Genomic DNA, 12,426 nt, shown 5'->3' with positions numbered 1-12,426 from the left:
TTACCGTGACTTACTCAGCGGACGCCTTCTTCGCCAGCCCGTCCAGCAGCTTCTGATGGATCCCACAGAACCCGCCGTTGCTCATCACCAGAATGTGATCGCCCGGCTGCGCGGTTTTCACCACCATCTCTGCCAGGGTATCCACATCCGCGCTCCAGTGCGCCGGCTGAATGCAGGCCTCGGCCACTTCCGCGACCTGCCACGGAATATGCTGCGGCTGCAACAGGAACACCTCATCGGCGCGGCCTAACGACGGCGCGAGATCGTCTTTGCAGATCCCCATCTTCATGGTGTTAGAGCGAGGCTCCAGCACCGCCAGAATACGCGCGGTACCGCCAACCTTGCCGCGCAGGGCTGCCAGCGTCGCCAGGATCGCGGTTGGGTGATGCGCGAAATCGTCATAGACCGTCACGCCATTGGCTTCGCCGCGCAATTCAAGACGACGACGGGCATTCACGAAGGAACCCAGCGCGTTCGCCGCATCCGCAGGCAGCACACCCACGTGGCGGGCGGCGGCAATCGCCATCAGGCCATTGTGCATGTTGTGTTCGCCAACCAGGCCCCACTTCACTGCGCCCACTTTTTCACCGTCGAGCAGCACTTCCCACTCCGAGGCGTCGGTGGTCAGCTTTTTCGCCTGCCATTTGCCCTGCTCGCCAACCAGCTCTTGCTCGCTCCAGCAGCCCATCGCCAGCGTCTGCTTCAGGTTGATATCGCTCTCCGGCGAGATGATACGTCCCTGGCCAGGCACGATGCGCACCAGATGGTGGAACTGCTTCTGTATCGCTTTCAGGTCGTCGAAAATATCCGCGTGATCAAACTCAAGGTTATTGAGGATCAGGGTACGCGGGCAGTAGTGAACAAACTTGGAGCGCTTATCAAAGAACGCGCAGTCATATTCATCCGCTTCGATCACAAAGAACGGGCTCTCGCCCAGGCGGGCAGAAACGTCGAAATTACCCGGCACACCGCCGATCACAAAGCCCGGCTTGTAGCCGCAGGCTTCCAGAATCCAGGTCGCCATCCCGGCGGTGGTGGTTTTGCCATGTGTACCGGCAACGGCCACTACCCAGCGATCGCGCAGCACGAAGTCGTGTAGCCATTGCGGCCCTGACATGTAAGGAATGTTGCGTTCCAGCACGGCTTCAACGCAGGGGTTACCGCGCGTCATGGCATTACCAATGATCACCAGATCCGGCTGAGGATCGAGCTGGCTGGCATCATAGCCCTGAATGAGATCAATGCCCTGGTTCTCCAGAAGCGTGCTCATCGGCGGATACACATTGGCGTCCGAACCCGTCACTTCATGGCCAAGCGAGCGCGCCAGCATGGCCAGTCCGCCCATGAAAGTGCCACAAATCCCCAATATATGAATGCGCATACGTCACTATCCTTCTTCAATGTGGCGCACATTTTACTCATATGTCTAACAGGTGAGAAACGCATTTCAGGTAAATCTGTAATTTGCTGGCGCGATTCACCTCTGCGCTACTATTTGAATATTTGTTAAGATTGTTGGAGTTTTACCGCTTTATCATCATCCGATCGCTTTACTCAACATATGATGCAGGGAAAGTGTTATGAAAACGTTAGGTGAATTTATTGTCGAAAAGCAGCACGAGTTCTCTCATGCTACTGGTGAGCTCACTGCTTTGTTGTCGGCAATAAAGCTGGGCGCCAAGATCATCCATCGCGATATCAACAAGGCCGGTCTGGTTGATATCCTGGGTGCCAGCGGTGCTGAAAACGTTCAGGGCGAGGTTCAACAGAAACTTGATCTGTTCGCGAACGAAAAACTGAAAGCTGCACTGCGCGCGCGCGACATCGTGGCGGGTATCGCCTCTGAAGAAGAAGACGAGATTGTGGTCTTCGAAGGGTGTGAACACGCAAAATATGTCGTGCTGATGGATCCGCTGGATGGTTCCTCCAACATCGACGTTAACGTCTCCGTCGGGACGATCTTCTCTATTTATCGTCGCGTGACCCCGGTAGGCACCCCGGTCACCGAAGAGGATTTCCTGCAGCCGGGCAATCGCCAGGTGGCCGCAGGCTATGTGGTTTACGGCTCCTCCACCATGCTGGTCTACACCACCGGCTGCGGTGTGCACGCCTTTACCTACGACCCGTCTCTGGGCGTGTTCTGTCTCTGCCAGGAGCGTATGCGCTTCCCGCAGAAAGGCAGCACCTACTCCATCAACGAAGGGAACTACATTAAATTCCCGAACGGCGTGAAGAAGTACATTAAGTTCTGCCAGGAAGAGGATAAAGCGACGCAGCGTCCTTATACCTCGCGCTATATCGGTTCTCTGGTGGCGGATTTCCACCGCAACCTGCTGAAGGGCGGGATTTACCTCTACCCAAGCACCGCCAGCCATCCGGAAGGAAAACTGCGTCTGCTGTATGAGTGCAACCCGATGGCCTTCCTTGCAGAGCAGGCGGGCGGTAAGGCCAGCGATGGCAAAGAGCGTATTCTGGACATTCAGCCCGAGAGCCTGCACCAGCGTCGCTCGTTCTTCGTGGGTAATGACCATATGGTTGACGATGTTGAGCGCTTTATTCGGGAATTCCCGGACGCGTAACGCAGAATGTTAAAAAGGGGCGACAGCCCCTTATTTGTCAGCACCCCGCGCGATTTCCTTCGCACACCATAATCATATAATTCCTTGATTAACCTGCAAAAAGAAACACAACGCGCTTTGCGTTGAGTGAATTGTTCACGCCAACTTATATTTTAACGAGTATAAATACATATAAAAATCTCGCTATTATTACGGGTAACTTCCCCGCATTATTGCCCCGGTAAATACGCTTTGTTGGAACCGGCTGCTAATGAAAAATCTCTCACGCTCATCAACGGGTATCGATCTGAATTTAATTCCTGTTTTTATCGAAGTGGTTCGCTGCGGCAGCATGGCGAAGGCCTCATTACGGTTAAAAATGTCCCGCCCTGCGGTAAGCCTGGCGTTAAAACGGTTTGGCTCGCTGTTTAGCGAGCCGCTGTTCACGCGCAAAGGGCTGTTTCTGGAACCGACAGCGGAAGCGCTGCGCCTGACCAACGAACTGGAGAAGTTGCTGAGCCTGATTCACCAGAATCTGGCGGGGGAAGTGGCAACTGTAGAGGACGTTCCGCCGCCTGTCGCGGCGGAACGCCTGCGTACTATGCCTGCTGCATCGACAGTTTAAAGGATGACATCGCTTCGATAAGTTCGCGGGACTGCTCTTCCAGCGAGCGCGTCGCCGCAGAGGATTGCTGCACCAGCGCCGCATTTTGTTGTGCGGTTTCATCCATCTGGCTAACGGCAATATTGACCTGCTCAATGCCCCGGCTCTGCTCCTGCGAAGCACTGGCGATTTCGCGCATCAGCTTTGTCATTCGCATCACTTCGTTGGCAATCTCATCCATGGTCTCGCCCGCCTGCTGCGCCAGCTCGCTGCCCTCGTTCACGTGTGACTGAGAATCACTAATAAGCAAGCGGATCTCTTTCGCGGCATCGGCGCTACGGCTCGCCAGATTGCGTACTTCCCCCGCCACGACCGCAAAGCCCCGGCCCTGCTCACCCGCGCGAGCCGCTTCCACCGAGGCGTTCAGCGCCAGGATATTGGTCTGGAAAGCGATACCGTCAATAACGCTAAGAATATCGGCGATACGGTCAGAACTGCCGGCGATATCGCGCATCTTCTCAATTACATAACAGACCATCTCACTACCGCGGTCAGCGGTATCGGAGACGGTCTGCGCCAGCTGGTGGGCCTGATCGGCATTATCGGCGTTTTGCCGCACCGTGGCGGTGATCTCTTCCATACTGGCTGCCGTCTGCTCCAGCGAGGTCGCGGTTGATTCCGTGCGCTGGGCCAGGTGGTTGTTGCCCGCAGTCAGTTCGCGGCTGCCGGTATCAATCTGCGCACTGGCATCGCGCACCCGCAGTACCGACTCCATCAGGGACTGACGCATTATTTCGATGGCAGCATTCAGGCGGTTAATCTCCTGGCTGGCCCGTGCATTCAGGGCGTGGGTCAGATCGCCTGCCGCCACATGCTCCAGTTGGGCAATTGAGCTGGAGAGGGGTTTCAGCAGCATATGGCGCAATGCCAGCCAGGCCAGCACGATAATACCCGCCGTCAGCAGCGCGGCTACGATGATGAGGATCATCACCCGATTTTTACTGGCCTGCACCGCCGCCACTTCGGCTTTGCCGCGGGTTTCGCTCCAGGCCTGGAAAGCCTGCATGTCGTTATTAAACTGACGCGCCACCGGTACCAGACTGTTTTCCAGCAGATCGTAGTAAGCATCGGCGCTCTGCTCATTTAGCGCAGCCTGCATCGGGGCGATCCCCTTCTCTTTATAGGCAGCAAAGCTCACTGCAACGCGCTTTAATAGCGCGTCACCCTGCGGATCGGTCACGCCACCGTCGATCACGGCTTTTAATGTTTTCTGTGCCTGGGCGAATTCAGCGTTGATGTTCTTCACCGATTTGGCGGCATCATCCAGTAACCCCACCTCCATCATGCGAACCGCCTGACCCGCTTCGTTGCGCGCGCGCAGGATCAGGGTGTAGCCCGCGTTCAGCTGGACTAGCTGTTCACCCTGTAGGTGGTTGATGCGCTGCAAAGAGGAGGAACTCTGTGTGAGGGCATAAATGCCAATACCGCTGACAAGCAGCAGCAGAAGGGTCATAACGGCCAGTAACGAAAGCAAGCCGGTACGAATCGATAGCGTTTTAAGCATGATGTTATTTCCGGTAGCGAGATATATCTGGACAGAAAGAAAGGTTATCGGCCGCTACCGGAAAAAGTTTATACTTTGCGCAAATTCAGCAGGTTACTGCCTGGTTCCTGGGGTGCCCACCCGGGTCACCGGTGAGCTCTGGCGGTTCTCCCAGAGCACGGTCAGGCCACGCTGCAGAGCGATAAAGACAAACAGCAGAATACCAATCGCAATCTTGGTCCACCACGAACTCAGGGTGCCGTCGAAGTTGATATAGGTCTGGATCAGCCCCTGGATTGCCACGCCAAACAACGTCCCCAGTACCGTCCCGACACCGCCGCTCAACAGCGTACCGCCGATAACGACAGAGGCAATGGCGTCCAGCTCCACCCCAACCCCCGCCAGCGCGTAGCCCGCCTGGGTATAAATGGAGAAGACGATCCCCGCCAGCGTCGCCAGCCCGGTAGAGAGCATATAGATACGAATGGTGGTGCTACGGGTGGAGATCCCCATCAGGTTGGCTGAGGTCGCGCTACCGCCAATGGCATAAACTTCGTTACCAAAGCGGGTCCGGTGCGCGAGGAAGATCCCGATCACCACCACCCCCAGCATCACCAGGCCCAGAATGCTGAGCCGTCCGCCGCCGGGGATTTTCCACGCCAGGCTGGAGAGGGTGTCATAGATCGGGTGGTTAATGGGAATCGACTCTTCAGAGACCAGATAACTGACGCCGCGCAGGAAGAACATCCCCGCCAGGGTGATGATAAAGGCTGGGATCTTCAGGGCGTCGATCAGCAGCCCCATAAAAGCGCCGAAGGCACATCCCATGATCATTACCAGCGGGAACGCCAGCAGCGGTGAGATCCCCCAGAAGCCGATCGCCTTAGCGAGAAAAACGCCAGTGAAGGCGATCACCGAGCCGACCGAAAGATCAATCCCGCCGGAGAGGATCACAAAGGTCATCCCCACTGCAATAATGCCAAGAAACGCATTATCCGTCAGGATGTTGCAAATGACCCGCGTAGAGGCAAAGCCGGGGAATTGCGTCAGGCAGTAGAGATACCCCAGCACAAAGACGCCGAGGGTGATCATTAGCGGTAAGTTACGTTTTATCATGACCACGCATCCCCTTAATTATACTGATAAAGCGCGGTGACTGGACGATCAGCACGCAGAGCACGACCACCGCTTTCACCACCTGATTGAGCTCCGGCGGGAATCCCGACAGCAGGATCCCGGTGTTCATCCCCTGAATAATCAGTGCACCAATTACCGACAGCAGCAGGTTAAAGCGCCCGCCCATCAGCGAGCCGCCGCCAATGACCACCGCCAGAATGGCGTCCAGCTCCAGCCAGAGGCCGGCGTTATTCGCATCGGCACCGCGTATATCTGCCGCGACAATCACCCCGGCAATGGCTGCACAGACGCCGCTCAGCACGTACGTCAGCATCACCATCAGGCGGGTACTGACTCCGGCGTTTTTTGCCGCGCGAATGTTAATCCCCACCGCTTCGATAAACATGCCGAGGGCCGTTTTGCGGGTGAAGAGCCAGAAGGCGATCAGCGTGACCACCACAATGATCACCGGAGTCGGGAAGAAGAGCAGCGAGCCGCTGCCGATCCACGCCAGGTTCGGCGCATTAAAGGTGACGATCTGCCCGGAGGTGATCAACTGCGCCACTCCGCGTCCAGCCACCATCAAGATTAAGGTTGCCACGAAGGGCTGGATTTTGAGGATCGCCACCAGCACACCGTTCCATAGCCCTGCCAGCACGCCGGTGCCCAGCGTCACCAGCAGCACCACCGGCAGGCTATGCCCGGCCACCGTCATTGAGGCGGCGGTCGCGCCCGCGATCGCCATCACCGCCCCGACCGACAGGTCAATGCCGCCGGTGGCGATCACCAGCGTCATCCCGATGGCCAGCAGCGCCACCGGCGCGGCGCGGTTTAAAATATCAATCGGGCTGCCGAACAGACGGCCATCCTGCAACACAATCTGAAAGAAATGCGGCGCCACAAGGCTATCGACCACCAATACCAGCAGGAGTGCGATAATTTGCGGCATGCCGGTGGGCCAGGAAAAACGGCGTTTGGGCTGCCCGGTTTGGGGGACTGTACGAGACATCACGCTGGTCTCCTTATGCCGCGATGGCATTCATAATTGCCGGAACGGAAAGCGCATCCAGCGGGATCTCTGCCACCTGCTTGCGATCGCGCATAATAATGACGCGATCGGCGTAACCCACCAGCTCCTCCAGCTCGGACGAGATAACCAGCAGCGCCAGCCCGTCGGCACACAGGGTTTCGATCAGGCGAATGATCTCCGCGTGCGCCCCCACGTCGATGCCACGCGTGGGCTCATCGAGGATCAGGAATTGCGGTTTGGTGAGAAGCCAGCGGGAGAGCAGCACTTTTTGCTGATTACCGCCGGAGAGGAATTCAATGGGCTGCTCGGCGCTGGGGGTGCGGATCCCTAGCTGGCGGATAAAGCGCTCGGCAATGGCGTTCTGCTCTTTACGCGGGATCGGGCGCAGCCAGCCACGCTGGGCCTGGAGCGCCAGAATGATATTTTCCCGTACCGAGGCAGCGGCAATAATGCCGTCGGTTTTACGATCTTCCGGGCAGAAGCCAATCCCCAGACAGGAGGCATGATGGGGAGATCGCAAGGTCTGCGGCTTGCCCTTGATCAGGGCCGTACCGCTATCGGCAGGCTTAATGCCAAAAATCACTTCAGCGGTTTCGGTACGCCCGGAGCCTAACAGCCCCGCCAGGCCGACGATCTCACCGGGACGAACCTCCAGATCGAACGGCGCAATGGTGCCTTTTTTACCGTAGTCCTTAAACGCCGCCACGGGTTTATCGCTTAACAGCGTGCGGCCCGCGCGTTGCAACGCATGGGTGTCGAGTTCGCGCCCCAACATCATTTTCACCAGCTCAATCTGCGGCAGTTCGCGGGTTTCGCGGCAACCGACAAAGCTTCCGTTACGCAGCACGGTAATGCGGTCGCTCACCGCATATACCTGATCGAGGAAGTGGGTGACGAAAATCAGGCTTACCCCCTGATCGCGCAGCTGGCGCATCAGGGTGAAGAGCATTTCGACCTCCTGGGTATCGAGGCTGGCGGTGGGCTCGTCGAGGATCAGTACCTTCGCCGAGAGGTCGATAGCACGGCAGATGGCGACGATTTGCTGCATCGCCACGGAAAAGCGGTTGAGCGGCTCGCGCACGTCGAGCGAGAAGCCATAAGATTCCATCAGCCGGGTGGCGCGCGCCTCCATCTCTTTGCGGCGTAGCAGGCCAAAGCGTCTGGGTTCCCGACCAATAAACAGATTATCAGCCACCGACATGTTCGGCAGCAGATTCACCTCCTGGTAGACCGTGCCAATCCCCAGCTGCTGGGCATGGGCCGTATTTTTCGGAGAGATGGCGTTCCCTTCCAGCCAGATGGTACCCCGGTCGGCATGATAGACCCCGGTCAGCGCCTTGATGAGGGTCGATTTGCCGGCGCCGTTTTCACCCAGCAGCGCCATGATCTCCCCGCGACGCAGACTAAAGTCGACGCCATCCAGCGCTTTGACGCCGGGGAAGTATTTACAGAGCCCCTCAGTGCGAAGGATTTCCTGATGTTGGTCAGTTGTCATAGTGTTCTCTCACCCTCTCCCCAACGGGGGAGAGGGAAGTAAAGACTCAGTAGCCCATATTTTTCTTTTTCTCTAACTCTTCTTTTGCAGTATCAGGCAGATAGAGAGTGGACTTGGTGATGGTGACTTTCTCTGGCAGGGTGCCGTCTTTCTTGAATTTTTCCAGCGCGTCGAATGCCGGGCCCGCCATGTTCGGCGTCAGCTCGACGCTGGCATTGGCTTCGCCGTCGATCATCGCTTTATAGATATCCGGTACGCCGTCGATGGAGCCGGTGAGGATATCTTTACCTGGCTTCAGACCCGCCTCTTTGATGGCCTGAATGGCCCCGATCACCATGTCATCGTTATGGGCGTAAACCATGCAGATGTTCTTGCCGTTGTTTTCCGCTTTGATAAAGCTCTCCATGACCTCTTTACCTTTACTGCGGGTAAAGTCGCCGGACTGGGAGCGTATGATTTTAATGTTTGGCGCTTTGGCGATGGCCTCGGCGAAGCCCTTCTTACGATCGATGGCGACGCTGGCGCCCACGGTCCCCTGCAGCTCCACTACGTTACAGGGCTTGCCGTTGACCTCTTTGATCAGCCATTCGCCTATTAATTGTCCTTCCAGCACGTTGTTGGCGGTGACGGTGGTCATATAGAGAGATTTGTCTTTGACGTCCACTGATCGGTCGAGCAAGAAGACCGGAATTTCAGCGTCTTTTGCCTCTTTCAAAACCGGTTCCCAGCCGGTCGCCACCACCGGCGCGATGAAGATGGCGTCAACGCCCTGCGCAATAAACGAACGCACAGCTTTGATCTGGTTTTCCTGCTTTTGCTGGCCGTCGGCAACCTTCAGCGTAATGCCGCGTTTCTCCGCCTCGCTTTTGGCGACGCTGGTCTCAGCGGCGCGCCAGCCGGACTCAGAGCCGACCTGCGAGAATCCTACGGTTAAAGGGGCGGCCATTGCCATAGACGACATGGCTGCCGAAACTGCTGTGACGAGAAGTAAGCGCTTCCACATAAGAACGTCCTCGTAGGGTAGTTTATTGTTGGGTAAAAGGTGTTCTGCGAACAAACTATAGCCAATGGCAGGTGTTACAGATTGCGTTACATCACACTTCGGAAAAGTGAATAAAACGTTAATCACAAGTTTGTAATCGCTTTCATCGAACCATTAAAAATGCGGCTGAGTTTATGGACATTCCTGTCATGAGAAGAGGCTGAAAAGGGCCCTGAGCAGGCAGAAGAGACAAAAACAGGAAAAGACATTCAGCGTGAGTTGGCTATAATACTCGCCACTTGTTTGCCAATCATTTTATAGGACACAGACATGAGCTTACTCAACGTCCCTGCGGGTAAAGAACTGCCAGAAGACATCTATGTAGTTATCGAAATCCCGGCTAACGCCGATCCGATCAAATACGAAATCGACAAAGACACCGGCGCACTGTTTGTTGACCGTTTCATGTCTACCGCGATGTTCTATCCGTGCAACTACGGCTACATCAATAACACCCTGTCTCTGGATGGTGACCCGGTTGACGTTCTGGTCCCTACGCCATACCCACTGCAGCCAGGCTCAGTGATTCGCTGCCGTCCGGTTGGCGTACTGAAAATGACTGACGAAGCGGGCGAAGATGCGAAGCTGGTTGCCGTACCGCACACCAAACTGAGCAAAGAGTACGATCACATTAAAGATGTGAACGACCTGCCAGAGCTGCTGAAAGCGCAGATCTCCCACTTCTTCGAGCACTACAAAGATCTCGAGAAAGGCAAATGGGTTAAAGTTGACGGCTGGGACAACGCAGAAGCGGCGAAAGCTGAGATCGTTGCCTCCTTCGAGCGCGCAGCGAAGAAGTAATGCTTTCCTGATTATAAGACCCCGATACGTCGGGGTTTTTTTTTGCCTGTATACTTGAGCCTCGCCTCTGCCCCCCCGCCAAAGTGAAATGTCACGAAATTGTCACAAAGCACTTTTCCCTATCAGTATTAATTAGATAGCGCTTTCCCCCTGCCCTAATGCCGGGTTACTGCCATAAAGTCTGCCTGATGTGGGTCGATATCTTCGGGACGTGATCGCGATCGCTTTATAACCTACAGGGAATCCCCGCTACAGATGAAACTCAATACACTCACCATCGGCCAACGACTGGGGCTGCTGGCCTCGCTGCTCCTGCTTGCGACGCTATTTATCGGTTTGCGTGGGCTGGCGATAAACAGCAACAGCCTGACGCAGAATGAACAGATTATGACGATGGAACAGACCATTACCGAGAGCATTGATACCGCGCGTAATGCGCAGGTGCAGTTCAAGATCCAGGTTCAGGAGTGGAAGAACACCCTGCTGCGCGGGGCTCAGGGGCAGGAGGCGTTCGATAAATATAAAGCGGCCTTTATTCGCGAGAGCCAGAACACCCAGGCGCTCTTAACACACCTGAGCGAACTGCTGCCGAAAATCGGGATGGATAATCAGCAGGTGCTGGCGACACGGGCGATCCACGCCGGGCTGCAGCAGCAGTATCTGTCGGCGCTGAACGCCTATCGGGTGGGTGATGTGACCAGCGCACAGGAGGTGGATAAACAGGTGACCGGCATTGACCGCGAGCCGACAAAAAGGATCGACGAGGTGGTTGCCCAAACGCTGGCCCACGCAAAAGCGCTCCACCAGCACACCATTGCCCAGAACCAGGCGCGCTTTCAGGAGACGCGCTGGATGCTCCTGCTGGCCATGGCGTTGACGCTCGCGGCGGGACTGCTGGTAACCTGGTGGCTGATTCGCAGTATTACCCGCCCGCTGGCACAGGCAGTGAGCATTGCCCGCACCGTGGCGGCCGGCGATTTGCAGTCACGCTTTACCATTGCCGGTCGCGATGAGACCGCCGAACTGATGCGCGCACTGCAGGAGATGAACGTCAATCTGACGCGCATTGTCTCTGGGGTGCGTAGCGGCACCGAGACCATTGCCACCGCCTCGGCACAAATTGCCAGCGGTAGCCATGAGCTCTCTTCGCGAAATGAAGCCCAGGCCAGCGCGCTGGAACAGACAGCCGCCTCGATGGAGGAGTTGACGTCGGTGGTGAAGAGCAACGCAGAGAATTCGCAGACTGCCAGCGATCTCGCCCGTAGCGCCCATCAGGTAGCCCGGCAGGGTGAGCAAGCGGTGGAACGCGCGGTACAGACCATGAACGAGATTCATAATTTCTCCAGCGAAATCAATACCATTATTAGCATGATCGACAGTATCGCCTTCCAGACCAATATTCTGGCGCTGAACGCCGCCGTCGAAGCCGCCCGTGCCGGTAGCGAAGGGCGAGGCTTTGCGGTGGTGGCGGCCGAAGTGCGCGCCCTGGCGCAACGCTCCGCGGCTGCGGCGAAAGAGATTCGGGTGTTGATCGACCGCTCGGTCAGTCGCATCGACGAAGGGAACGGTCAGGTGAAAGAGGCCGGCGCGGCAATGGCAGATATCCTGCACAGCGTGAGTAAAGTGAGCGAGCTGATCGAGGCGATTTCTCATGCCAGCCACGAACAGAGCACCGGAATCGACCAGGTCAACGTGGCAGTCACCCATATGGACACCGCCACGCAGCAGAATGCGACGCTCTCGCAGGAGTCCTCAGCCGCGGCCAGAGCCATGCACCGCCAGGCGGAGCAACTGCTGGACACGGTGCAGATCTTTAAGCTGCGCCAGGAAGGGAATTAAAAAAACAACGCCACCCGAGGGTGGCGTTGTTCATTTCAATCTTCAAGCGGGGTCAGTACTGGTCTCTGTCTAACCAATTGCCGCTTTCAATCAGCGTTAAGCCTTCGACCGGACGTTGGTACACGTACATCCATGCACTCCCGTATGGCGTCTGGATTAACTGGCGTGCATATTCACCGCCCCTGGTGCGCAAGGCATCAAGTTCGGCTAGCGTGGCATTATCAATGCGGTAGACCTCGCCTTGTACCGTTCCGTTTCCCGGAACCGCGCCTGGATAGTGGCCCAGACTGTACAACTGGTAGTTCTCGACATTGTAATTACCCAGCAACTGGGCGTTGGTCATCCAGTGGCTGTTGCCTTGCTTGGTTCGTAAACTGCCGTAGACAAATATTCGCATT

General features: G+C 56.6%; 11 protein-coding genes. 4 read left to right on the top strand and 7 right to left on the bottom strand.

From position 1 onward, the window contains the following. Positions 1–10: 10 nt before the first annotated feature. Complete coding sequence (gene mpl, locus B2Q93_RS19330; RefSeq protein WP_286934099.1) at positions 11–1,381, bottom strand: UDP-N-acetylmuramate:L-alanyl-gamma-D-glutamyl-meso-diaminopimelate ligase; 1,371 nt, start codon at positions 1,379–1,381, stop codon at positions 11–13. 199 nt (positions 1,382–1,580) lie between these two features. Here mpl and fbp point away from each other — a divergent pair, with 199 nt between their 5' ends. After that, positions 1,581–2,579: a class 1 fructose-bisphosphatase gene (gene fbp, locus B2Q93_RS19325; protein WP_040077452.1), complete on the top strand. Its 999-nt coding sequence runs from the start codon at positions 1,581–1,583 to the stop codon at positions 2,577–2,579. A 250-nt stretch (positions 2,580–2,829) separates the two neighbouring features. Continuing rightward, the gene (locus B2Q93_RS19320; RefSeq protein WP_046886417.1) at positions 2,830–3,183 is read left to right on the top strand and encodes a LysR family transcriptional regulator; all 354 of its coding nucleotides are present in this window, start codon (positions 2,830–2,832) and stop codon (positions 3,181–3,183) included. Here B2Q93_RS19320 and B2Q93_RS19315 read toward each other — a convergent pair. The 5 genes from B2Q93_RS19315 to ytfQ form a co-directional block, all read right to left on the bottom strand. Next, positions 3,158–4,726 (bottom strand): methyl-accepting chemotaxis protein, encoded by a 1,569-nt coding sequence (locus B2Q93_RS19315; RefSeq protein WP_286934098.1) that lies wholly within the window; start codon positions 4,724–4,726, stop codon positions 3,158–3,160. The two genes, B2Q93_RS19320 and B2Q93_RS19315, sit on opposite strands and share 26 nt — an antisense overlap. A gap of 93 nt (positions 4,727–4,819) precedes the next feature. Continuing rightward, positions 4,820–5,821: a galactofuranose ABC transporter, permease protein YjfF gene (yjfF, locus tag B2Q93_RS19310; RefSeq protein WP_286934096.1), complete on the bottom strand. Its 1,002-nt coding sequence runs from the start codon at positions 5,819–5,821 to the stop codon at positions 4,820–4,822. Continuing rightward, entirely contained in the window at positions 5,808–6,830 is a 1,023-nt protein-coding gene (gene ytfT, locus B2Q93_RS19305) for a galactofuranose ABC transporter, ATP-binding protein YtfT (protein WP_040077455.1), read from the bottom strand. The genes yjfF and ytfT overlap by 14 nt, the downstream gene beginning before the upstream one ends. 13 nt (positions 6,831–6,843) lie before the next feature. Next, positions 6,844–8,346 carry a galactofuranose ABC transporter, ATP-binding protein YtfR gene (gene ytfR / locus B2Q93_RS19300; protein ID WP_040077456.1) on the bottom strand — a complete coding sequence of 501 codons (1,503 nt, stop codon included), beginning with the start codon at positions 8,344–8,346 and terminating at the stop codon, positions 6,844–6,846. A gap of 46 nt (positions 8,347–8,392) precedes the next feature. Next, positions 8,393–9,349: a galactofuranose ABC transporter substrate-binding protein YtfQ gene (gene ytfQ / locus B2Q93_RS19295; protein WP_046886414.1), complete on the bottom strand. Its 957-nt coding sequence runs from the start codon at positions 9,347–9,349 to the stop codon at positions 8,393–8,395. A gap of 309 nt (positions 9,350–9,658) precedes the next feature. Between ytfQ and ppa the strand changes: the two genes are divergently transcribed. Together ppa and B2Q93_RS19285 are read left to right on the top strand one after the other, a co-directional pair. Continuing rightward, positions 9,659–10,189, top strand: a complete 531-nt coding sequence (gene ppa / locus B2Q93_RS19290) for an inorganic diphosphatase (RefSeq protein WP_040077459.1) — start codon at positions 9,659–9,661, stop codon at positions 10,187–10,189. A gap of 255 nt (positions 10,190–10,444) precedes the next feature. Beyond that, positions 10,445–12,028: a methyl-accepting chemotaxis protein gene (locus tag B2Q93_RS19285; protein ID WP_046886413.1), complete on the top strand. Its 1,584-nt coding sequence runs from the start codon at positions 10,445–10,447 to the stop codon at positions 12,026–12,028. Positions 12,029–12,080: 52 nt separating this feature from the next. On the opposite strand, the gene B2Q93_RS19280 is transcribed toward B2Q93_RS19285, so the two are convergent. Continuing rightward, a complete protein-coding gene (locus B2Q93_RS19280; protein WP_040077463.1) occupies positions 12,081–12,425 on the bottom strand; it encodes a gamma-glutamylcyclotransferase family protein in 345 nt (114 codons plus the stop codon). Between the last annotated feature and the right edge of the window lies 1 nt (position 12,426).

The sequence above is a fragment of the Leclercia sp. UBA5958 genome, assembly GCF_002430365.1.
GTDB classification, from domain to species: domain Bacteria; phylum Pseudomonadota; class Gammaproteobacteria; order Enterobacterales; family Enterobacteriaceae; genus Enterobacter; species Enterobacter pneumoniae.
This window is presented reverse-complemented; position numbering and strand designations above follow the sequence as displayed.